21 protein-coding genes are annotated in these 22,357 nt (G+C 70.5%); 9 read left to right on the top strand and 12 right to left on the bottom strand.

The features are described 5' to 3' along the window. Positions 1-23: 23 nt before the first annotated feature. The gene (locus KZJ41_RS08385; protein WP_029542213.1) at positions 24-614 is read right to left on the bottom strand and encodes an LGFP repeat-containing protein; all 591 of its coding nucleotides are present in this window, start codon (positions 612-614) and stop codon (positions 24-26) included. A 326-nt stretch (positions 615-940) separates the two neighbouring features. Here KZJ41_RS08385 and KZJ41_RS08380 point away from each other — a divergent pair, with 326 nt between their 5' ends. The 3 genes from KZJ41_RS08380 to KZJ41_RS08370 are packed head-to-tail and all read left to right on the top strand — an operon-like array spanning position 941 to position 3,436. Beyond that, on the top strand, positions 941-2,551 hold the full coding sequence (locus KZJ41_RS08380; protein WP_043799707.1) for a serine hydrolase: 1,611 nt from the start codon (positions 941-943) through the stop codon (positions 2,549-2,551). Next, complete coding sequence (locus tag KZJ41_RS08375) at positions 2,548-2,973, top strand: limonene-1,2-epoxide hydrolase family protein (protein ID WP_006940402.1); 426 nt, start codon at positions 2,548-2,550, stop codon at positions 2,971-2,973. Before KZJ41_RS08380 ends, KZJ41_RS08375 begins: the two co-directional genes overlap by 4 nt. A gap of 52 nt (positions 2,974-3,025) precedes the next feature. Beyond that, positions 3,026-3,436, top strand: coding sequence for a carboxymuconolactone decarboxylase family protein (locus KZJ41_RS08370; protein WP_006940401.1), 411 nt, complete (start codon positions 3,026-3,028; stop codon positions 3,434-3,436). Between the two features lie 85 nt (positions 3,437-3,521). On the opposite strand, the gene KZJ41_RS08365 is transcribed toward KZJ41_RS08370, so the two are convergent. From KZJ41_RS08365 to KZJ41_RS08355, 3 genes are all read right to left on the bottom strand, one after another. Beyond that, a complete protein-coding gene (locus KZJ41_RS08365) occupies positions 3,522-4,877 on the bottom strand; it encodes a PhoH family protein (RefSeq protein WP_170914056.1) in 1,356 nt (451 codons plus the stop codon). Between the two features lie 267 nt (positions 4,878-5,144). Next, entirely contained in the window at positions 5,145-6,440 is a 1,296-nt protein-coding gene (gene glyA, locus KZJ41_RS08360; RefSeq protein ID WP_006940399.1) for a serine hydroxymethyltransferase, read from the bottom strand. A gap of 111 nt (positions 6,441-6,551) precedes the next feature. Continuing rightward, positions 6,552-7,742 (bottom strand): DUF885 domain-containing protein, encoded by a 1,191-nt coding sequence (locus KZJ41_RS08355; protein WP_203329467.1) that lies wholly within the window; start codon positions 7,740-7,742, stop codon positions 6,552-6,554. Positions 7,743-7,917: 175 nt separating this feature from the next. Between KZJ41_RS08355 and coaA the strand changes: the two genes are divergently transcribed. Continuing rightward, positions 7,918-8,850 carry a type I pantothenate kinase gene (gene coaA, locus KZJ41_RS08350; RefSeq protein WP_006940397.1) on the top strand — a complete coding sequence of 311 codons (933 nt, stop codon included), beginning with the start codon at positions 7,918-7,920 and terminating at the stop codon, positions 8,848-8,850. A 60-nt stretch (positions 8,851-8,910) separates the two neighbouring features. On the opposite strand, the gene KZJ41_RS08345 is transcribed toward coaA, so the two are convergent. Beyond that, a complete protein-coding gene (locus KZJ41_RS08345; RefSeq protein ID WP_006940394.1) occupies positions 8,911-9,678 on the bottom strand; it encodes an isoprenyl transferase in 768 nt (255 codons plus the stop codon). A gap of 164 nt (positions 9,679-9,842) precedes the next feature. Between KZJ41_RS08345 and KZJ41_RS08340 the strand changes: the two genes are divergently transcribed. Both KZJ41_RS08340 and KZJ41_RS08335 read left to right on the top strand, forming a co-directional pair. Next, on the top strand, positions 9,843-10,511 hold the full coding sequence (locus KZJ41_RS08340) for a hemolysin III family protein (RefSeq protein WP_006940391.1): 669 nt from the start codon (positions 9,843-9,845) through the stop codon (positions 10,509-10,511). 62 nt (positions 10,512-10,573) lie between these two features. Beyond that, positions 10,574-11,488 carry a mechanosensitive ion channel family protein gene (locus KZJ41_RS08335; protein WP_043799699.1) on the top strand — a complete coding sequence of 305 codons (915 nt, stop codon included), beginning with the start codon at positions 10,574-10,576 and terminating at the stop codon, positions 11,486-11,488. A gap of 12 nt (positions 11,489-11,500) precedes the next feature. On the opposite strand, the gene KZJ41_RS08330 is transcribed toward KZJ41_RS08335, so the two are convergent. The 3 genes from KZJ41_RS08330 to mca are packed head-to-tail and all read right to left on the bottom strand — an operon-like array spanning position 11,501 to position 14,686. Further along, positions 11,501-13,525 carry a thioredoxin domain-containing protein gene (locus KZJ41_RS08330; RefSeq protein WP_043799697.1) on the bottom strand — a complete coding sequence of 675 codons (2,025 nt, stop codon included), beginning with the start codon at positions 13,523-13,525 and terminating at the stop codon, positions 11,501-11,503. Positions 13,526-13,535: 10 nt separating this feature from the next. After that, positions 13,536-13,811, bottom strand: coding sequence for a hypothetical protein (locus KZJ41_RS08325; protein WP_006940388.1), 276 nt, complete (start codon positions 13,809-13,811; stop codon positions 13,536-13,538). Continuing rightward, positions 13,808-14,686 (bottom strand): mycothiol conjugate amidase Mca, encoded by an 879-nt coding sequence (gene mca, locus KZJ41_RS08320; protein ID WP_185713729.1) that lies wholly within the window; start codon positions 14,684-14,686, stop codon positions 13,808-13,810. Before mca ends, KZJ41_RS08325 begins: the two co-directional genes overlap by 4 nt. Before the next feature lie 154 nt (positions 14,687-14,840). On the opposite strand from mca, the gene KZJ41_RS08315 reads away from it, so the two are divergent. Together KZJ41_RS08315 and greA are read left to right on the top strand one after the other, a co-directional pair. Continuing rightward, complete coding sequence (locus KZJ41_RS08315) at positions 14,841-15,272, top strand: DUF4307 domain-containing protein (protein WP_065922857.1); 432 nt, start codon at positions 14,841-14,843, stop codon at positions 15,270-15,272. Between the two features lie 222 nt (positions 15,273-15,494). Then, positions 15,495-15,989, top strand: coding sequence for a transcription elongation factor GreA (gene greA, locus KZJ41_RS08310; protein ID WP_003935085.1), 495 nt, complete (start codon positions 15,495-15,497; stop codon positions 15,987-15,989). A gap of 92 nt (positions 15,990-16,081) precedes the next feature. Here greA and KZJ41_RS08305 read toward each other — a convergent pair whose 3' ends face one another. From KZJ41_RS08305 to KZJ41_RS08295, 3 genes are all read right to left on the bottom strand, one after another. Next, a complete protein-coding gene (locus tag KZJ41_RS08305) occupies positions 16,082-17,476 on the bottom strand; it encodes a bifunctional lytic transglycosylase/C40 family peptidase (protein ID WP_203329468.1) in 1,395 nt (464 codons plus the stop codon). A gap of 280 nt (positions 17,477-17,756) precedes the next feature. Continuing rightward, entirely contained in the window at positions 17,757-18,911 is a 1,155-nt protein-coding gene (locus tag KZJ41_RS08300; protein WP_185713730.1) for a cystathionine gamma-synthase, read from the bottom strand. A gap of 69 nt (positions 18,912-18,980) precedes the next feature. Beyond that, a complete protein-coding gene (locus KZJ41_RS08295; RefSeq protein WP_006939058.1) occupies positions 18,981-20,366 on the bottom strand; it encodes a cystathionine beta-synthase in 1,386 nt (461 codons plus the stop codon). 120 nt (positions 20,367-20,486) lie between these two features. Here KZJ41_RS08295 and KZJ41_RS08290 point away from each other — a divergent pair, with 120 nt between their 5' ends. Beyond that, positions 20,487-21,449 (top strand): SGNH/GDSL hydrolase family protein, encoded by a 963-nt coding sequence (locus tag KZJ41_RS08290; RefSeq protein WP_251550446.1) that lies wholly within the window; start codon positions 20,487-20,489, stop codon positions 21,447-21,449. Here KZJ41_RS08290 and KZJ41_RS08285 read toward each other — a convergent pair. Further along, complete coding sequence (locus KZJ41_RS08285) at positions 21,446-22,297, bottom strand: Bax inhibitor-1/YccA family protein (RefSeq protein WP_029542200.1); 852 nt, start codon at positions 22,295-22,297, stop codon at positions 21,446-21,448. The genes KZJ41_RS08290 and KZJ41_RS08285 overlap by 4 nt on opposite strands. Between the last annotated feature and the right edge of the window lie 60 nt (positions 22,298-22,357).

Genomic DNA, 22,357 nt, shown 5'->3' with positions numbered 1-22,357 from the left:
GGCGCGGGCTACATCGGGACGGGTTACTTCGGGATCACCTGCGTCGCACCCGCGACGTAGGTGATGGTGCCCATCTCGAACTCGCTCTCCAGGCCGTTCGGGATCGGGCGCTCGTCACTGATCGGGAAGCCGAGTTCACCCTCCGCGCCGCCCTGGGCCTCCCAGGCGGTGCGGATCTCGCCCCACACCACGTGCGAGTCGGTGTCGGGACTCCAGGCGATGATGCCGCCCTCGAACTCCGCAATGTAGCCGTCGCCGACGTCCTGCTGATCCGCGGTCGGCGCCCCGAGGGGGCTGTTCGCCCCGCCGATCTCGTTGTACTTCGCGAGAATCGGCCCGCTGATGGTGTACTCGGCGCCGCCCGCACCCGGCAGCGTGGTCGTCTCCTCCACGGAGGCGCCCGGTTCCGTGGGGCCTCCGGTTCCGGTGGCGTCTTCGACCGCGGACCGGGCGGCGGACGTTGCCCCCTCGACCGCGGACTGCGCTGCACTCGTGGCGCTGCCGACCACATCCTCTGCGGTGGTGCCGTCGTCGCTGCTGCAGCCGGCCAGTACCAGCCCTGCAGCGGCGACGGCCGCGGCGACAGTGGCAGAACGACGCGGGATTCGATTCATGGGATCACTCCTCGTTGGCATCCGAACACCGGCCCCTCGACGCTAACCATCCCGTACCGTCCCGTGCGGCGGTTTCCTCGCGCCGGACCGGACCGCGCGGCCGGTGCCCGTCCGCGCCCCGCCGCGATCGCAGCATCGGCGCAGGTCGCGCCCGGTGCGGCGGTTCGACCGTCCCGGCCCGCTCTCCTCGTCACAGTCGGACAACGATCGGCGAACGAGGCTGCGACCGGCGTCCGTCGCCGTCACCGGCGCCCGTGACGCGGAACAGAACGCTTCCGCGCCACGGACGCAGGGCTTACCATGCGACGGACGAGAAAGGCCGTGACATGCGCGCACCCCGTCGTCGCCGGATCGGCGCCGCCCTCGCCCTCGTGGCGACCCTGTCGGCCGGGTGCGTCTCGGTCGACACCGATTCCCCGACGTCCTCGGCACCGGCCTCGCCGGAGTCCCGGTCGCTCACTCCCCCGCAGGTTGCCGGCGTCGACATCCCGGACGGGCAGGTCGACGACGCCGTCGCCCGCCTCGACGACCTCGCACGCGAACTGATGGATCGGACCGCCATCCCCGGGATGGCCGTCGCGGTCGTGCACCGCGGTGAGATCGTGTACGCGAAGGGGTTCGGTGTGCGCGAGGCCGGCCGCGACGCCGCGGTGGACGCCGACACCGTCTTCCAGCTGGCGTCGATGTCGAAGCCGCTCGGTGCAACCGTCGTCGCACACCAGGTCGGCGAGGGCGTGATCGGCTGGGACACCCCGGTGATCGAACGCCTGCCGGGCTTCGCCCTCGCGGACCCGTACGTGACGAGCCGCGTGACTGTCGGCGATCTCTACGCCCATCGCTCCGGGCTTCCCGACCACGCCGGCGACGAGCTCGAGGATCTCGGTTTCGACCGCGAGCAGGTGTTCGACCGGTTCCGCCTGCTGCCGCTCGGGCCGTTCCGGGATTCCTACGAGTACACCAACTTCGGGCTCACGGCCGCGGCGCAGGCGGTGGCCGACGCGTCCGGGGCCGACTGGGCGGACCTGTCGGCACGGGTGCTGTACGAACCCCTCGGAATGACCTCCACCAGTTCACGATTCGAGGACTACGAGGCCCGGCCCAACCGGGCCGTGGGTCATCAGCTCGTCGACGGCGACTACGTCGCGCGCGCCGTCCGCGATCCCGACGCCCAGTCCCCGGCCGGCGGGGTGAGCGCCTCGGTCACCGACGTCGCGCGGTGGCTGACCATGCTGCTCGGCGACGGTGAGTACCAGGGCCGGCGCATCGTCGACGCGGACGCCCTGCTGCCGGCGGTGTCCCCGCAGGCCGTGTCGAGCCCGCCGGGCACCGTCGACAGCCGGGCGGGGTTCTACGGGTACGGGTTCAATGTGGGCACGAGCCCGGCCGGGCGGGTGACGCTGAGCCATTCCGGGGCGTTCTCGCTGGGTGCCGCGACCGCGTTCACGGCCCTGCCGTCGGCGGACGTCGCGATCGTCGCGCTCACCAACGCCGCCCCGATCGGCGTGCCGGAGACCCTCGCCGCCGAGTTCGCCGATCTCGTGCAGTTCGGCGAGATCCGCGAGGACTGGTTCGCCCTCTACGAGAAGGCGTTCGCATCGTTCGACGACCCGAAGGGCTCGCTCGTCGGACGCCCCGCTCCCACGAATCCGGCCCCGGCCCGCCCCCTCGGGCAGTACACCGGCGTCTACACCAGCGAGTACTACGGTCCCGCGCGGATCGACGATCGCGCCGGCACACTGGTGCTCACCATCGGTCCCGCCGGGCAGACCTACCGGCTCGACCATTGGGACGGCGACGTGTTCACCTTCCCGATCGACGGCGGTGAGAACGCCCCGGACGGGACGATCTCCACGGCCACCTTCACCCCCGACGGCGTCACGTTCGAGTACTGGAACGAGAACGGCCTGGGAACCTTCACCCGAACAGGAGCGTCATGACCGAGCCGCACACCTCCGTGGACGAGAAGTCCGTCGCCGTCGTCCGCGAGTTCCTCGACGCGATGGTCGCCGAGGACGTCGAGCGCGCCGTCGCCCTCCTCGACCCGGACATCGCCTGGCACAACACGTCGCTGCCGACCGTGCGGGGCCTGCCCCGCGTGCGGCGCATCCTCGAGGGCCTGCGCCGGCCGTCGCTGGGCTTCGACGTCACCATCCATCACATCGCCGCGACCGGAAACGTGGTGCTCACCGAGCGCACCGACGTCCTGCGCCTCGGCCCCGTCTCCACCCGGTTCTGGGTGTGCGGCACGTTCGAACTGCGCGACGGGAAGATCGCGGTGTGGGACGACCACTACAACGTCGGCACGATCGTCGGCGCACTGGGCGCCGGCGCGCTCCGGGCGGTGCTGCGCCGGTCGTAGAATCTCCCCGGCCGCCGAACCGTTCGACGGCGACGAGGCAGGGAGCACGACGATGACCGACGCCGACCGGACGCCCGCGTTCGAGGCCGGAGTTCAGGTCCGCAGCGAGGTGATGGGCGCCGACTTCGTCGAGCGGGCCTTCGACCGCGCCCGCGGCACCGACTCCGAGGAGATGCAGGAGTTCGTCACCGAGCACGTGTGGGGCTCGGTGTGGACCCGGCCGGGACTCGACCGTCGCAGCCGCAGCCTGCTCAACCTGGGCATGCTGATCGCGCTGCGCGCGGAGAACGAGCTGCGCGGGCACGTGCGCGGCGCCCTGCGAAACGGTCTGACCCGCACCGAGATCGTCGAGGCGGTCATCCACGCGGGCGCCTACTGCGGCGCCCCGGCCGGCCTGGCCGCGATGCGCGTCGTCCAGGAGGTCCTCGAGGCCGAACTCGGCCCGCGCCCCTCCCAGGACTGACCCGCCCGCGCGGGGCGGTGGCCGAATGTCACATCGGGTCGATCACATCGCACCGGTGTGACATTCGGCCCACCAGCCGACGGCGTCAGGCGCCCGGGGCGAACTCCTCGAGCATCTCGGTCACCAGCGCCGCGATCGGCGAGCGCTCACTGCGGGTCAAGGTGACGTGCGCGAAAAGCGGATGCCCCTTGAGCTTCTCGATCACCGCCGCGACGCCGTCGTAGCGGCCCACCCGCAGGTTGTCGCGCTGGGCGACGTCGTGGGTGAGCACCACCCGCGAGCCGGCGCCGAGCCGGGACAGCACGGTGAGCAGCACGTTGCGCTCGAGGGACTGGGCCTCGTCGACGATGACGAACGAGTCGTGCAGCGACCGGCCCCGGATATGGGTCAGCGGAAGCACTTCCAGCATGCCCCGGCTGATGACCTCGTCCATCACCTCCGGGCTCGCGAGACCGTCGAGGGTATCGAACACGGCCTGCGCCCACGGCCCCATCTTCTCGCTCTCGCTGCCGGGCAGATAGCCCAGTTCCTGTCCGCCGACGGCGTACAACGGCCGGAACACCACGACCTTGCGCTGGGTGCGACGCTCCAGCACGGCCTCGAGGCCCGCGGTCAGCGCCAGCGCCGACTTGCCCGTCCCGGCTTTCCCGCCGAGCGAGACGATGCCGACGGACTCGTCGAGCAGCAGGTCCAGCGCCACCCGCTGTTCCGCGGAACGGCCGTGCAACCCGAACGCCTCCCGATCTCCGCGCACCAGCTGCACCCGCTTGTCCGGCGTGACCCGGCCCAGGGCGCTGGACGAGCCGCCCAGCAGCCGGATCCCGGTGTGGCACGGCAGATCCCTCGCGGTGTCGAGGTCGACGATCCCCTCGGCGAACAGGTCGTCGATCAGCGCCCTGTCCACCTCGAGCTCGGTCATGCCGGTCCAGCCCGACGTCACCACGTCCTGGGCGTGGTACTCGTCGGCGGTCAGCCCGACGGCACCGGCCTTGACCCGGAGCGGAATGTCCTTGCTGACCAGCACCACGTCGCGGCCGTCGCCGGCGAGGTTCAACGCGCACGCGAGGATCCGGGAGTCGTTGGTGTCGGTGCGGAATCCGGCCGGCAACACCTCCGGGTCGGTGTGGTTGAGCTCGACGTGCAGGGTGCCTCCCGCGGTCCCGATGGGGATGGGCTGATCGAGCCGGCCGTACTGCAGGCGCAGGTCGTCGAGCAGCCGCAACGATTCCCTCGCGAACCAACCCAGTTCGTGATGGTGCCGTTTGCCTTCGAGTTCGCCGATCACTACGAGGGGCAGCACCACTTCGTGCTCAGCGAAGCGGGTCACCGCCCACGGATCGGAGAGCAACACGGAGGTGTCCAGTACGAAGGTGCGTACATCGAGTTTCTTCGCCGGGGTCCTGCCGGAGCGGCGGGCGGGGACGGAGCGTGTTGCAGTCACGTGAGGCTCCTAGATCTGTGCAGCACCACACAGACTTCGTTCGATGGGCCGGTCGAACCTGGTGTCCACGAGGGACACGAGGGCCGGGTGCCGGCCCCTCGCTCTGCCTGTCACAGTCACGATCAGGACCTCCCGCGTAGCCGGCAACTGCGCCGTCTACACCCCCGACGCTAACGCCGACACGCCCCGTCCGCTCGATGAGCGACGAGGCGTGTCGGTGAAGATTGGGTAAACGAGACGATCCGGACAGATTGCCGGGCGTCGCGCCTAGACCAGGTTCCAGTCCTCGAGACCCTGGTACAGCGGAGCGTCGGCGGCAAGCTTGCTCACCCGGCCGCGCAGCGTCGCGGTGTCGGACGACCCCGTCAACGCGGCCGCGATGATCTCGGCGACCTCGGTGAACTGCTCGTCCCCGAAGCCGCGGGTGGCCAGTGCCGGGGTGCCGATGCGCAGACCGGACGTGACCATCGGCGGACGCGGGTCGAACGGAACCGCGTTGCGGTTGACGGTGATGCCGATCTCGTGCAGCAGGTCCTCGCCCTGCTGGCCGTCGAGCTGCGAGTTGCGCAGATCGACGAGGACGAGGTGCACGTCGGTGCCGCCGGTCAGCACGGTGATGCCCTTGTCGGTGACATCGGACTGCATCAGGCGCTCGGCGAGGATCTGCGCACCGGAGACGGTGCGGCGCTGCCGGTCCTTGAACTCCTCGCTCGCGGCGATCTTCAGCGCGACGGCCTTCGCGGCGATGACGTGCATGAGCGGGCCGCCCTGCTGGCCCGGGAACACCGCGGAGTTGATCTTCTTGGCCCACTCCTGCTTGGCGAGGATCAGACCCGAGCGCGGGCCGCCGAGGGTCTTGTGGACGGTGGTGGACACGACGTCGGCGTACGGCACCGGCGACGGGTGCAGGCCCGCGGCGACGAGCCCGGCGAAGTGCGCCATGTCGACCCACAGGTAGGCGCCGACCTCGTCGGCGATGGAGCGGAACGCGGCGAAGTCCTCGTGCCGCGGGTACGCGGACCATCCGGCGACGATGACCTTCGGCTTCTCGGCCACCGCGATGGAGCGGACCTCGTCCATGTCGACGCGGTGGTCGTCCTTGCTGACCCCGTAGGACGCGACGTCGTACAGCTTGCCGGAGAAGTTCAGCTTCATGCCGTGGGTCAGGTGCCCTCCGTGGGCGAGGTCGAGCCCCAGCAGCTTCTCGCCCGGGTTCATCAGCGCCATCAGCACGGCGGCGTTGGCCTGCGCGCCCGAGTGCGGCTGGACGTTCGCGAACTCGGCACCGAACAGTTCCTTGGCGCGGGTGCGGGCGAGGTCCTCGACGATGTCGACGTTCTCGCAGCCGCCGTAGTAGCGGCGCCCCGGGTAGCCCTCGGCGTACTTGTTGGTGAGCACGCTGCCCTGCGCCTGGAGCACCGCGCGCGGCACGAAGTTCTCCGACGCGATCATCTCGAGCGTGTCGCGCTGGCGCGACAGCTCGCCGGCCATGGCCTGCGCCAGCTCGGGGTCGAGGTCTGAGAGCGAGGCGGTGTTGACGTCGGTGCCGGGCACAACGGTCATCGAGGATTCTCCAAGCTGGGGACGGCAGGAATTCACCTACCAGTCTACGAACCTCACCCCCGGTCGAGGAACCCGGTCCCCTCGGGCAATGGACCAGGTCACGCCCGCTCGTTACCGCAGGGCGCTGGGCACCAGCGGTTCGTCGAGCAGGCGACGGAACCGTTCGATGCGTTCCGCGCCCGCAGGGGCCTGCGCCAGCCAGCCACCGAGCAGGCGGTAACCCTCGACGTAGGTGCTGATGTAGGCGCGCCACAACGGCGACGACAGGAAGCGCAGCGACTGCCGGGCCCGCTCCGGGCTCGACAGCGACCAGCGCTGCAGGAAGGCGACGACGTCGTCGCCGGTGCGGCCGCGGTCGTGCAGGAGCAGGGCGGCGTCCTGGCGGACGCCGAGCAGGCCGGCGGACGCCTCGTGCAGCTTCTCGGCGAGTTCACCGTCGAACCGCAGGCCCAGGTCGGCGTAGATGTCCTGCGCCCACTGTCCCCAGCCGGGCCCGACGATCGTCTCGAGGGCGAGGTCTGCGAGCCCCTCGGCCATGAGGCACTGCGGGGTGTTGACGACGAAGAGGGTCTGCTCGTCGTGCCCGCCGGCGACGAGTCCGGCCTCCTTGCGGCAGTGTTCGGTGTGGTGGCCGGGGTAGGACTCGTGCGCGATCAGCCGCGGCAGGTGGGACATGTGCTGTTCGAGGTCGGAGTTGATCGCGACGCGGGAGCGGTAGTTGCCGAGGTAGTAGTTGAACCCGGACCACGGTTTGTCGCCGACCACCTCGTATTCGACGGTTTCGGTCTCGGGCAGTGGGAACACCGCGCGGACCCTGTCGCGCAGGGCGCTCGAGAAGGCGTCGACACACTCGGCGAGGCGCTCGGCGGGGACGACCTCGGACTTGCGGTGGGCCTGCACTCGCTCGGCGAGCGGGCCGCTGCCCGGCAGCAGCGCGTCGATGCGGCGGTGGGCCTCGCGGTACGCGTCCTCGTCGCCCATGTCGATATGCACGTCGAAGTAGGCCTCGACCTCGTCGACGAAGGCGATGTCCGCACCGGCGAACTTGCGGGCCGAGCATTCGAGGGCGCGCAGGTGCACGTCGAGGAAGCGGGTGCGCTCGTCGGAGAGCCCGGAGACGGGCAGCGCGGCCCGCAGTGTGCGCGCGGTGTGGGATAAATCACGAGGATCGGGGGCCGGCGCGTTCTCCACCCGGCCACGCAGGGCGGGGTCGCCGGTGAAGGCGTCGACGAAACCCTCCTCGAGCCGGTCGAATGCCAGGCCGAGCAGGAGATATTCGCGCACCAACGAGTCCGGGTCCATGCCCTGGCACCCTAGTCCCCCGGATCGGCCCCGTGCCTGCCGGCGAACCCGGAAACCGGACCCCGCGCGGCGAGCGGATGTGTCAGCGAGCACAATCGGCCGATATGGACATCCTTCGCCGCCAGCCATACCCGGGGTATGCCGCCGGGCCCGTCGTCGAGTCGGGAGTGTGCCGGTGGCGCGTCTGAGCGAGCCGAGTCCGTACGTCGAGTTCGATCGCAAGCAGTGGCGGACGCTGCGCAAGTCGACGCCGCTGGTGCTGACCGAGGAGGAACTGCGCGGCCTGCGCGGCCTCGGCGAGCAGATCGACCTGGCGGAGGTGGCGGAGGTGTACCTCCCGCTGGCCCGTCTGATCCACCTGCAGGTCGCCGCGCGGCAGCGGTTGTTCGCCGCGACCGCCACGTTCCTCGGCGAGAAGCACCCGGACCAGCAGGTGCCGTTCGTGATCGGGGTGGCCGGGTCGGTCGCGGTCGGCAAGTCGACGACGGCACGCGTGCTGCAGGCACTGTTGGCGCGGTGGGAGCACCATCCCCGGGTGGACCTGGTGACCACCGACGGCTTCCTGTACCCCTCCCGGGAGCTGATGCGTCGGAACATCATGCACCGCAAGGGCTTTCCGGAGAGCTACGACCGTCGCAAGCTGCTGCGGTTCGTCACGGAGGTCAAGTCCGGCGCCGCAGAGGTGGCCGCTCCGGTGTACTCGCACATCTCCTACGACATCATCCCGGGCCAGTACCACGTGGTGCGGCAACCGGACATCCTCATCATCGAGGGCCTGAACGTCCTGCAGACCGGTCCACGGCTGATGGTCTCGGATCTGTTCGACTTCTCGATCTACGTCGACGCCCGCCTCGAGGACATCGAGAAGTGGTATGTCGAGCGGTTTCTCGCGCTCCGCAAGACGGCATTCTCCGACCCCGACGCGCATTTTCACCACTACGCGAACCTGTCGGACCGCGACGCCGTGGGGGCCGCGAAGGAGATCTGGCATTCGATCAACCGGCCGAACCTGGTGGACAACATCCTGCCGACGCGGCCGCGCGCAACGCTGGTCCTGCGCAAGGACTCCGACCATTCGGTCAACCGCCTGCGCCTGCGGAAGCTGTAGGCGGCTTCGCCGCCGGTGTGTCCTTCGGGCGGCGGAAACAGCCCGAAGGACACACCGCGGCTACGTCCCGAACCGGCGGTGCCGCGCCGCGAAGTCGCGCAGGGCGCGAAGGAAGTCCACGCGGCGGAACTCCGGCCAGTAGGCCTCGGTGAACCAGATCTCGGAGTACGCGCTCTGCCAGAGCAGGAAGCCCGAGAGCCGCTGCTCGCCGGAGGTCCGGATGACGAGATCGGGATCGGGCTGCCCCGAGGTGTAGAGGTGATCGCTGATGGCCTCGACCGTGACGGCCTCGACCAGGCCCTCGCCGTCGAGCCCCTCGGCCTGCTTGGCCCGGAGCAGGGCCTGCACGGCGTCGGCGATCTCCTGCCGGCCGCCGTAGCCGACCGCGACATTGACGTGGGTGCCGGTGCGCCCCTGCGTGCGCTCGGCGGCCTCGCTCAGCCGCCGGCCCAGTTCGTCCGGCAGCAGGTCGAGCGTGCCGACGATCTTGACGCTCCAGTTCTGCTCCGGCCCGGAGATCTCCTCGACGACGTCGGTGATGATCTCGAGCAGCGCCTCGAGTTCCTCGGGCTCACGTTGCAGGTTCTCCGTGGAGAGCAGGTAGATGGTGGCCCGCTCGATGCCGGCGGCGTCGCACCAGCTCAGCAGTTCGGCGATCTTCAGTGCGCCCATGCGGTGCCCGTGGCTGACGTCGGTGAACCCGTTCTCGCGGGCCCAGCGACGGTTGCCGTCGCACATCACGGCGACGTGCCGGGGATGCTGCGCGCCGTCCAGCTTGCTCAGCAGCCGTCGTTCGTAGAGCTGATACAGCAGGCCGCGCGCGTTCACCCCGAGATCACCACGCGGGTCACATTACGCTCACGGTCGTCTCCGGTCGCAGCGGCGGTCGTGGCCGACGCCCGTGCGCCGGCCTCCGCCCCGTCGCGGATCCGGCACACCGCGAAAGTTACGGAAGCGTAGGTTACTCTTCGGTATCGAAGGGAGGCCCGACCATGACGGTTTTCGGGATCGACGAACTGCCCGTGAAGCCGCGGATGCGCGGCTGGATCCATCTGTGGGCGTTCGGCGTCGCAGTGGTGGCCGGCATCGCGCTGGTGGTCCTGTCGCAGACCGTGGCCGATCCGCCCGCGGGCTGGTCGACGGTGATCTACAGCCTCACCGTCTGCGGTGTGTTCGGCGTGAGCGCCCTCTATCACCGCGTCCACTGGCACAATCCGCGGGCACGCACGTGGATGAAGCGTGCGGACCACTCGATGATCTTCCTGTTCATCGCCGGCAGCTACACCCCCTTCGCGACGCTCGCCCTGCCGCCGGAGACCGGCCGCACCCTGTTGTTCGTGGTGTGGGCCGGCGCCCTCGCGGGGGTCGCGCTGAAGATGCTCTGGCCCACCGCGCCGCGCTGGGTGGGAGTCCCGCTGTACCTGCTGCTCGGCTGGGCAATCGTCCCCGTCGCCGGTCAGCTGATCGACGAGGCGGGCATCGTCCCGATGGTGCTGCTGCTCGTCGGCGGCATCCTCTACAGCATCGGCGCTATCCTCTACGCCACCAAGTGGCCCGACCCGTGGCCGCACGTCTTCGGCTACCACGAGTTCTTCCACGCGGCGACCGTGCTCGCCGCGCTGTGCCATGCCGTTGCCGTGTGGCTGGTGGTGTTCGGGTAAACCCGTTCGGACGAAGATCACATCGGTGGCAGTCGCGGCACGGATCCGTAGACTCGGCCGGGATGACTGTTCAGCGACTGGCATTCGAACTGACCGAAACCAACCGGGAGTGGCTCGTCGAGCGGCCGCTGACGATCGCGGGATACCTCGTGGCAGCGCTGATCCTGAGGTATGTGCTGCACCGGTTCATCGACCGGATGACGAAGCCGCGGCACCAGAACGGCAAACCCGGCCTGCTCCGGCCCTTCCAGGAACGCGCCCCCAGGGGCCTGCCGGGCGTGCTGGTCAACGAGCGGCGCACGCAGCGCGCCGAGACGATCGGCTCGGTGCTCAAGTCCGGCGTCTCCGTCGTGGTTCTCGTCTGGTGCGTCCTGCAGATCCTCGGCACGCTCGGACTCAACGTCGCGCCGTTCATCGCGTCCGCCGGCATCGTCGGCGTCGCCCTCGGTTTCGGTGCGCAGAACCTGGTGCGTGACTTCATCTCCGGAATGTTCATGCTGCTCGAGGACCAGTACGGCGTCGGCGACGTCGTCGACCTGGGCGACGCGGTCGGCACCGTCGAATCCGTCGGCCTGCGGGTCACCACCGTCCGCGACATCAGCGGCACCCTCTGGTACTGCCGCAACGGCGAGATCCTGCGCGTGGGCAACATGAGCCAGGGTTACGCCGTCGCCGTCGTCGACTCCCCCATCGCCCACGCCGCCAACGTGCACCGAGCCTGCGAGGTGGCCCTGCGCGCGGCCCTCGAGACGGTCGAACGCGACGACCTGGCCGGCGACATCCTCGAGCCGCCCGAGATGCTCGGCGTCAACTCCGTCACCCCGGAGTCGGTGACGCTGCGGATCACCGTGCGCACGCGTGCCGGCAAGCAGTGGGCCGTGCAGCGGGCGATCGCCCGCGCGGTGCTCGAGGCGTTCGACGGCAACGGCATCGACGCTCCGCTGCCGGCGCTGCTCACCCCGTCCCGCGCCGGCTGAGCCCCGGACCGCTCAGGCCGAGAGCGCCGCGCGCAGTTCGGCCTCCGTCGTGACCGGCCTGTCGCACACGTATCCGCGGCACACGTACGCCGCCGGCCCTCCGTCGACCAGCGGGCGGTCGGCCAGCAACGGGGACGAGTCCGGGTCCCCGCCGACCACGACGGCGCCGCCGGGGGCCGCCTGCCGCACGACGGAGAGCAGCTCGCCGCCGCCGACCACGGCCACCTGGATCGGGCCGCGCACCGCCGCCTCGGCGACCGTCAGCCAGTGCCCGGCCGAGCGCGGCGCCCGCTCGAGCAGCACCACCGCCGACCGCAGCGACGCGTCCGCCGCGTCGGCGTACCGCGGGTCCTCGGGCACGACCGCGGCGAGGGTGAGCAGGGCCTCGGAGATCAGCGCCGCCCCCGACGGGGTGGCGCCGTCGATCGGGTCACGAGGCCGCGCCACCAGGGTCTCGGCGTCGTCGGCGGTGTCGAACCAGCTTCCGGGCCGCGCCGGATCCTGGAAGTGCGTCAACGCGACGTCGGCGAGGGCCCGGGCCGGGTCGAGCCACGCGGCGTCGCCCGTCGCCTGGTACACCGCCAGCAGGGCGGTGACGAGGGCGCCGTAGTCCTCGAGCACACCCGCGGGGGCGCCGACCGTGCCGCCGAGGGAGGCACGCCGGAGCCGTCCGTCCACCAGGTGCAGGTCCAGCAGGGCCCGGGCGCAGTCGACGGCCGCGTCGACCCAGTCGGTGCGGCCGAACGCGGCACCGGCCTCGGCCAGCGCGGTGATCGCGAAACCGTTCCACGCCGTGACGACCTTGTCGTCGCGGCCGGGCTGCGGCCGCTGCAGCCGGGCGGCGAACAGCTCGGCCCGCACCCGCTCGTAGCGCTCGGCATCGTCCGGGTCGGCGAGCAGCTGCAGCACCGACGAGCCGTGTTCGAAGGTGCCGGCGTCGGTCACGGTGAACAGCTCGGCCGCCCACTGCGCGTCGTCGCCGAGGACCTCGGCCAGCTGCCCGGGGGTCCACACGTAGGTCAGGCCCTCGACCCCGTCCGTGTCGGCGTCGAGAGCGGAGGCGAAGCAGCGCCCGGCCGTGCGCAGGTCCCGCAGCAGGAACTCGACGGTCTCCTCGGTGACCCGCCGCACCCAGGGCGCCGACATCCGTCGCGCGAGGTGCGCGTACACCCGCAGCAGCAGCGCGTTGTCGTAGAGCATCTTCTCGAAGTGCGGGACCACCCACCCGGCGTCGACGCTGTAACGGGCGAAGCCGCCGGCCAGCTGGTCGTAGATGCCGCCCCGCGCCATCGCTTCGGCCGTCCGCTCGACGAGGGACAGCACGGCCGGGTTCCCGCTGCGCTCGTATCCGCGCAGCAGACCCTCGAGCAGCGCGGACGGCGGGAACTTCGGGGCGCCCCCGAACCCGCCGTGCACCGCATCCTCGTCGGCGGCGACGGCGGCGTCGGCGGCGTCGAGCAGCGCGGCGTCCACCGGGCGCTCGCCGGGAGCGAGGCCGCCGCTGCCGCGGCGCAGCTCGGAGACGATGGCGACGGCGGACCGGTGCACGTCGGCGCGACGGTTGCGCCAGGTCTCGGCGATCGCCTCGAGCAGCTGGGTGAACGACGGCATGCCGCCGCGCGGCATCTTCGGGTAGTAGGTGCCGCAGTAGAACGGGGCACCGTCCGGGGTGAGGAAGCACGTCATCGGCCAGCCGCCCTGACCGGTCATCGCGACGGTGGCGTTCATGTAGATCGCGTCGATGTCCGGGCGTTCCTCCCGGTCCACCTTGATGCACACGAAGTGCTCGTTCATCAGCGCGGCGGTGGCCTCGTCCTCGAACGACTCGTGCGCCATCACGTGGCACCAGTGGCACGCCGCGTACCCCACGGACAGCAGGACCGGCACGTCCCGCTCCCGGGCCCAGGCCAGCGCCTCGTCACCCCACTGGTGCCAGTGCACCGGGTTGCCGGCATGTTGCCGCAGGTAGGGGCTGGTCGCCTCGCCGAGGGTGTTCCGGTTGCGGGTGCCGGGCACCGACGGCTCCGGGGGTGTCACGACGCGCCCGTCAGTTGGTGGCCATCGGGGGCTGGGGGTGGTCGGGTTTGCGGCTCTCCGCGGCCCCGCGATCGGTCCCCTCGTCCGCGGCCTGGTCCGGCTCCGGATGCTCGGGCTCGAACGTCTCGGGCAGCTTGCCGAGCCGCTTGTTCATCGAGCGGATCAGCAGGGCGGTCGCCACGAGCAGGATCACGATGAGCGCGAGACCGAGCGGCGACGCCTTACCGAATTCGGGGCCGGTGGGGTCCTGGGCCAGAACCTCGGCCGCCAGCATGCCTACCGTCATCTCACCTGTCCGTCCTCGAGGCCCGCGAACAGATCCGTTTCGGGGATCGCCGTGTGCACGCGGGTCTTGGCCAATTCGAATTCCTCCGTCGGCCACACCTTCTGCTGGATGTCCAGCGGCACGGCGAAGAAGGAGCCGTTGGGGTCGATCTGCGTCGCATGGGCGCGCAGTGCGTCGTCCCGCTTCGGGAAGTAGTCGCTGCAGGTGATCTGCGTGGTCACCCGCGCCATGATGTCGCCCTGCTCGGTGCGCCACCGCTTGAGCCATTCCTCCATGGGGAACGGTTCGCCGCGCCGCTCGTACTCCTCGCGGAACAATTCCAGGCGCTTGCGGATGAACCCGTGCGAGTAGTACAGCTTCTGCACCTTCCACGCCGGGCCGGCCTCGGGGAACCGATCCGGGTCGCCGGCCGCCTCGTACGCCGCGACGGAGACCTCGTGGCAGCGGATGTGGTCGGGGTGCGGGTAGCCGCCGTTCTCGTCGTACGTGGTCATCACGTGCGGCCGGAACTCGCGGACCACCTCGACGAGCTTGCGGGTCGGTTCCTCGAGGGGCACCAGCGCGAAGCAGCCCTCGGGCAGCGGCGGCTTGGGGTCGCCCTCCGGCAGCCCGGAGTCGACGAAGCCGAGCCAGCGGTGCTGCACGCCGAGGATGCGGGCGGCCGCGGCCATCTCCTCGCGCCGGACCTCGGGCATGCGGTCCTGGATCCCGGGGATGTCCATGGCGGGATTGAGGATGTCGCCGCGTTCACCCCCGGTGAGGGTGACCACCAGCACCTCGTGCCCTTCCGCGGCATAGCGGGCCGTCGTGGCGGCACCCTTGCTCGACTCGTCATCGGGATGGGCATGCACGGCCATGAGCCGTAGTCCGCTCACGTCTTTCCTCCACCTCGCCGTCGGCTGCATCGTCGCGGCCCGGACCACCGGCACTGCGAGCCGGCGTCCTGGGTTCCTCCCCTATAGTTCCACCTGACACGTCCATCGTCAGCCACGCCCCCGCGGCCTTCGCGGGTGCACGAAAGTAAATGTGATGACCGACACCACCCCGATCGACCGCTACCCGACCGGCCGCTACCCGGCGACGGGCGGATCCCGCCGCACCTGGTTGTGGGCGCTGGTCGCGGGCGGGCTCGTCGTCGGGGTGGTCGGGGCGTTCCTGCTCTACCAGAAGTTCGGCACCCCGGAGATCGAGAGCGACGTCGTCACCTACACCGTCGTCGACGACTCCACCGTCCAGGTGCAGTTCACCGTGACGCGGAAGGATCCGTCGCAGGCGGCGGTGTGCATCATCCGCTCGCGGTCGAAGGACGGGTCCGAGACGGGCCGCCGCGAGGTGCTGATCCCCTCGTCCGAGTCCGGCACCCTGCTGATGGACGCACCGGTGGTGACGTCGCAGCGCCCGGGCATGGCGGACATGTACGGCTGCAGCTTCGACGTGCCCGAATACCTGCGCGCACACTGACCGCACGCTGCGGATTCCGTGGTGGAGACCACGTTGGTGCTAGAATCGCCGGATACACGGTTCCACCCTTTGGGGCCGTGTATTGCTGCATAGGAAGCAGTGCGGTCCTGTTCGCCACTGGCTTGGGGGGAACGTTCGAGGGATCCGCGTTGCCGTCGTCGCTGCGAGTGCGGCGACCAGTCGACGGAGCCGGGGGCTCCAACCCGAAGGAAGTGATCGAGGATGACCGAGACCCAGGTGACCTGGCTGACACAGGAGTCGTACGACCGACTCAAGGCAGAACTCGACCAGCTCATCGCGAATCGTCCCGTCATCGCGGCCGAGATCAACGAGCGCCGTGAAGAGGGCGACCTCAAGGAGAACGGTGGTTACCACGCCGCTCGCGAGGAGCAGGGTCAGCAGGAGGCCCGGATTCGTCAGCTGCAGGAACTGCTGAACAACGCGAAGGTCGGTGTTGCGCCCACCCAGTCCGGCGTCGCGCTGCCCGGCTCGGTCGTCACGGTGTACTACGACGGCGACGAAAGCGACAAGGAAACGTTCCTCATCGCCACCCGTGAGGAAGGCGCCCGGGGCAACGAGATCGAGATCTACTCGCCCAGCTCCCCGCTGGGCGGTGCCCTGATCGACGCGAAGGTCGGCGAGACCCGCGAGTACACGCTCCCCAACGGCAGCACCATGAAGGTGACGCTCGTCAGCGCGGAGCCGTACCACAGCTGATCGGCGGCAGCCGCCTCGCGGCGCGGCCGGCACGACGTGAGGGCCCGACCGGTCTCCGGTCGGGCCCTTCTCGCGCGCCCGGGGCAGGCGGTTCAGAGCAGGCGCCGGGCCTTCATGCCAGGGAAGACCGCGCCGACGCGCACCACGTCCCCGAACGTCGGGGCGTGCACCATCTGACCGCCGCCGATGTAGATGCCCACATGCCCCGGCCCGTCGGACTGCCAGTTGCCGAACACCAGATCCCCCGGCCGGGCCAGCTGGATCGGGATCTCGGTGCCGACCCGCCACTGCGTCTGCGAGGTGCGCGGCAACCTCACCCCGGTCGCCGCGTACACCGCGTACGACGTCAGGCCCGAGCAGTCGAACCCGCCCCCCGACGGACCGTTGACGTTGCCGCCACCCCACACGTACGGCAGCCCCAGATACCGGAACGCCAGGTCCACCACCCGGTTGCCGGTCTCGGTCATCCCCGGCAACCCGAGCCCGAAGAACGGCGAGAGCAGCCGCGCGAACACCATCTCCGTCGCCCGGATCTTCGCCACGTACGGCTTGGTCTGGTTCTCGTAGTCCGGCGACCCGGACGGCATCCCCCCGGACCGGCGCACCGCCCCCAGCCCGGCGTTGTACGCCGCCAACGTCAGGTCCAGGGTGTCCCCGCGCACCACCCCCTGCGCCTTCCACTGCTCGATCTGCCGGTAGTTGTCGCACAACAGATTCCCCGACGCCATCACCGGATCGGCGATGCCCAGCACATCGGCCCGCCCGTCCCCGTCGGCGTCCTTGCCGTAGGCATCCCAGGTTCCGGGCATGAACTGCCCCGGCCCCTTCGCCCCCACCGGCGAGACCGGGGCGCTGGGCCCGTACCGGAAGCCGTTCTCCGCCGAGTACAGCGCCGCCAGCACCGGCGCGCCGACCCCGTCGCACAACTGGCCGGCCTTGCGCAGCCACGGCGCAAACACCGCGATCGCGCCGATCGGCGCCAGGTTCGTCCCGGGCAGGATCGCCGGGATCGACGGCAACGTCACCGCGCCGCCACCCCACGCCGGACCCGGCGCCCACGCGTCGCTGCCCGTCGCCCCGGTGGCCGGCGCCCCGAACACCGACGGCCGTCCCGCCGGCGCGGCCGGCGCCGGCACCGACGGCACCTGTTCGAGCACGGCCTGCACCGGGTTCTCCACCGGCGCCGGCGGCGGTTCGAGCACCGCGGCCGCCTCCGCCGGCAGGTGCGGCATCAGCGCGTCCTTCGCCGCCGACGTCGCGTCCGCCACGGCCTGCTCCGCCGCCGGACGCATCGGCTCGGGCAACCCCGCCACCAGATCGGCGACCTGCCGGTCCGTGGTCGCGGCGGAGGCTTCGGCCGATGCCTGGAACGACTCGACCGCCTGCGTCACCTGTTCCTTGATCTGATCCGGGATGTCCGCTCCCTGTACCAGGGCACTCGCCGCCGTGGCCACCGCCACAATCACCGCCGACGGGTCAACTGACATACGCGAACTCCCCATCCCTCAGACGACCGCCTTCACCGTACTTGTGATCTCTGTCACCGGTGCGGTTTCGTTACATGGATATCATATATATGTAAGAACCTGTTCCAGTTTGGCTGTTGTGACGCGCCACACAGCGAACTCGAAGTTACATCAACAGGAAATGCGGCGCTCGATCACCGCGCGGTCGACCAGGAGGTTCGGGGGTCGAGAGGGCGGTTCCTGCGGCCACATGCGAGAAGAGGCGCCCACATCCGCCCCCTCGCCGCAGTCACATCCGGGTTTACGCCTCCAGTGCCTGCTCGATGTCCGCGACGAGGTCGGCGGCATCCTCGATGCCGACGGACAGGCGCACCAGGTCTTCCGGGACCTCGAGCAGCGACCCGGCGGTCGAGGCGTGCGTCATCGCGCCCGGGTGCTCGATCAGCGACTCGACACCACCGAGGGACTCGGCGAGGGTGAAGATCTCGGTTCGTGCGCAGAAGTCGAGGGCGGCCTGCTTGCCGCCGGCCAGGCGCAGCGAGACCATGCCGCCGAACCGGCGCATCTGCTTCGAGGCGACGGCGTGGTCGGGGTGCGCCTCGTGGCCGGGGTAGATCACCTGGGCGACGGCGGGATGCCCGTCGAGCAGCTCGACGATCTTCTCGGCGTTGTCGCTGTGCCGTTCCATCCGCAGTGCCAGCGTCTTGATGCCGCGCATCGTCAGGTACGCGTCGAACGGGCCCGGGACGGCGCCCGCACCGTTCTGCAGGAACGCGAACCTGGTGTCGAGTTCCTCGTCGTTCGTGACCAGCGCGCCGCCGACCACGTCGGAGTGGCCACCGAGGTACTTGGTGGTCGAGTGCAGTGCGACGTCGGCCCCCAGGGCCAGCGGCTGCTGCAGGTACGGCGACGCGAACGTGTTGTCGACCACGATCTTCGACCCACCGGTGTGCGCGACGTCGGCGAGGGCCGCGATGTCGCCGATGTTGAGCAGGGGGTTCGTCGGGGTCTCGACCCACACCAGCTTGGTGGTGGGGCGCATCGCCTCGCGCACGGCGTCGACGTCCGAGATGGGCGCGGGCGTGTACTCGATGCCCCACTGCGTGAACACCTTGTCGATCAGCCGGAAGGTGCCGCCGTAGGCGTCGTTGGGGATGACGAGGTGATCGCCGGGCCGCAGCACCGAACGCAGCAGGCAGTCGGTGGCGGCCATGCCGGAGCTGAAGGCCCGGCCGAAGGTGCCCGCCTCGATGGCCGCGAGGTTCGCCTCGAGCGGCTTGCGGGTGGGGTTTCCGGTGCGGGCGTACTCGAATCCGCCGCGCATCCCGCCGACCCCGTCCTGCGCGAACGTCGAACTCGCATAGATGGGGACGTTGACGGCGCCGGTCGCCGGGTCGGGATCGTATCCGGCGTGGATCGCTCGGGTGGAAAAGCCGTGGCTGCGCTGCTCACTCATGCGGCTCAGCCTAGTCGGGGGCACACGCCGGTGGCCCGGGGAACACACCCCGGGCCACCGGCGCGGCCGCTACGAGCCCGCGCTGATGAACCCGAGCAGGTCGTGACGGGTGATCACGCCGACGGGCTTGCCGTCGTCGATGACCAGCAGCGCATCGGTGTCGCCGAACGCCTTCGTGGCGGCGGCGATCGACTCGCCGACACCGATCAGCGGCAGCGACGGGCTCATGTGCTTCGCGACGGGGTCGGCCAGCCTCGCGCGGCCCTCGAAGACGGCGCTGAGGAGCTCGCGCTCGCTGACGCTGCCCGCGACCTCACCGGCGGTGACGGGCGGCTCGGCACCCACGACCGGCATCTGCGAGACCCCGTACTCGCGCAGGATCTCGACGGCGTCGCGGACCGTCTCCGACGGGTGCGTGTGCACGAGGGCGGGCAGCTCCCCCGACTTGCTGCGCAGCACGTCGCCGACGGTCGAATCGTCCGGCTTGCCGTCGAGCGGGGCCCGCAGGAAACCGTACGAGGCCATCCACTTGTCGTTGAAGATCTTCGACATGTAGCCGCGCCCACCGTCGGGAAGCAGTACCACGACGAGCGCGTCCGGTCCCTCGCGCTCGGCGACCCTCAGGGCGGCGACGACGGCCATGCCGCACGACCCGCCGACGAGCAGGCCCTCCTCGCGGGCGAGACGCCGGGTCATGTCGAACGAGTCCGCGTCGGAGACGGCGATGATCTCGTCGGGGATCGAGGGGTCGTAGGCGCTGGGCCAGAAGTCCTCGCCCACACCCTCGACGAGGTACGGGCGACCGGTGCCGCCGGAGTAGACGGAGCCCTCCGGGTCGGCGCCGATCACCTTGACCTTGCCGCCGGAAACCTCCTTGAGGTAGCGGCCGGTGCCGGTGATGGTGCCGCCGGTGCCGACGCCGGCGACGAAGTGGGTCACCTTGCCGTCGGTATCGCGCCAGATCTCCGGGCCGGTGGTCTCGTAGTGGCTCTCCGGCCCGGCCGGGTTGGAGTACTGGTCGGGCTTCCAGCCGCCGGGCAGTTCCCGGGCGAGCCGGTCGGAGACGCTGTAGTAGCTGTCGGGATGCTCCGGGGGCACCGCGGTCGGGCACACCACGACCTCGGCGCCGTACGCGCGGAGCACGTTGCGCTTGTCCTCGCTGACCTTGTCGGGACACACGAACACGCACTTGTAGCCGCGCTGTTGCGCGACGAGCGCGAGACCGATGCCGGTGTTGCCGGAGGTCGGCTCGACGATGGTGCCGCCCGGTTTCAGCGCACCCGAGGCTTCGGCGGCGTCGACCATCTTGACCGCGATGCGGTCCTTGGAACTGCCACCGGGGTTGAAGTATTCGACCTTCGCCGCGACCAGCCCCGAACCCGGCTTCGTCACCGAGTTGAGCTTGACCAGCGGCGTGTTTCCGATGAGACCGACGACGGAATCCGCTATGCGCATTCCTCCATGGTCTCAGATGCCTCTGCACAACGCCGTTCCGGCTGCTCGAGCGACGCATACGACGCACACTGGACACGGCAACTTCAGGGTGTGGCCGTCCTCTCGGAAAGGTGATCCACCGTGCCCCGAACTTCGTGGCGTGCCGCGGCGCTGGCCGGCGCGACGGCCGTCGCCGCCGGCTCCGGCGCCGGCGGCGCCTCGTGGCTGACGTACACGTACCTGATGCGCCAGGCGACGGAAGCGAGAGGCGTCATCGGCCGCACCTGGGCGAAGCCGCCCGAGGCGGACGGGGTGTACCTGCCCGGAGCGCAGTCCCCGGTGCCGTGGCGCCGCGACGTGCCGTTCGACCTGCACCTGATGATCTTCGGGGATTCGACGGCGGCCGGCCTGGGCTGCGCGAGCGCCGCCGAGGTGCCCGGGGTGCTGCTGGCCCGCGCCCTGGCCGACGAGTCCCGTCGCCGGGTCCGGCTCAGCACGAAGGCGATCGCGGGGGCCACCTCGCGGGGCCTGGCGGGGCAGGTCGACGCGATGTACGTGGCGGGACCGCCGCCGGACGCGGCCGTCATCCTGGTCGGTGCCAACGACGTGACCGCGAAGCAGTCGCTGCATCGTTCGGCGCAGCGGCTGGGCTCGGCGGTGCACCGGCTGCGCGCCGGCGGCGCCGTCGTGGTCGTCGGCACGTGCCCCGACCTCGGGGTGGTCGGCGCGATCCCCCAGCCGCTGCGCACGGTGGTGCGGACGTGGGGGCGGCAACTGGCCCGCGCGCAGGCCGCGGCGACGCGCGCGGCCGGTGGGCATCCGGTGCCGCTGGCCGACCTGTTGACGCCCGAGTTCCTCTCCGCGCCGGACCGCCTGTTCTCCGCGGACGGGTTCCATCCCTCGGCCGCGGGATACGAGCTGGCGGCCCGTCACCTGCTGCCGGTGCTGGCCGCCGCGCTGGGTCACTGGGCGGGCGGTCCGGTGCCGGAGCCGCCGCTGACGTTGGCGGCTGCCCGGCTGTGGCTGCCCCGGACACGCCGCGGGCCCCGGGAACGGCTGTTCCCGGGGCCCGCGGTCGGCACGGTGGCCGGAGAGATCGGCTAGTCGTTCTGGAAGTACGACAGCAGGCGCAGGATCTCGACGTACAGCCAGACCAGGGTGACGGTCAGACCGAAGGCGACGCCCCACGCGGCCTTCTCCGGCGCCTGGGCGCGGATGAGCTGATCGGCGGCGTCGAAGTCCAGCAGGAAGCTGAACGCGGCGATGCCGATGCAGACGAGGCTGAAGACGATCGCCAGGGTGCCGCCGTCGCGCAGGCCCAGGCCGCCGTCGACGAAGAAGCTCGCCACCAGGTTGCCCAGCGCCAGGACGAGGACACCGATCAGCGCGCCGACGATCATGCGCGTCAGGCGCGGGGTCACGCGGATCGCCCCGGTGCGGTAGACGACGAGCATGCCGAAGAACACGCCGAACGTGCCGAGCACCGCCTGGACGATCAGGGTTCCGCCGCCGGCGCCACCGAAGGTGATGTCGGTGAACATGAACGACAGCGCACCCAGGAAGAAGCCCTCGGCGACGGCATAGGCCAGGACGATGGCCGGGTTGTCCATCTTGCGGCCGAAGGTGGCCACGAGGACCAGGACCAGGCCGATGAGACCACCGCCGATGACGAACGGCGCGGCCAGATTCACGTTGCCGTTGACGAGGACGTAGGAGATCAGCGCCGAGATCGCCAGCACGCCGAGCGTGATGCCGGTCTTGGTGACGACGTCGTCGATCGTCATCGACCGCTCGGTGGTGGGCCGGGCCCAGGGGTCCGCCTGCGCGTACTGCGGCTGGCCGAATTGCTGGGTGACCTGCGCGGCGCCCGCCGTCGCAGAGCCGAACGTGGCGTATCCGCCGCCCTCTTGCTTGGGCAGGTTGCGGAACACCGGGTTACTGGTGGTGCGCACCGTGCACATCCCTTCTCGTGGTCGGTTCTGTCCGTTCAACGATCCGCGGACGCCGGGAGT

Origin of the sequence: Rhodococcus sp. 11-3 (assembly GCF_023704055.1) — a bacterium.
GTDB classification, from domain to species: Bacteria; Actinomycetota; Actinomycetes; order Mycobacteriales; family Mycobacteriaceae; genus Rhodococcus; species Rhodococcus aetherivorans.
This window is presented reverse-complemented; position numbering and strand designations above follow the sequence as displayed.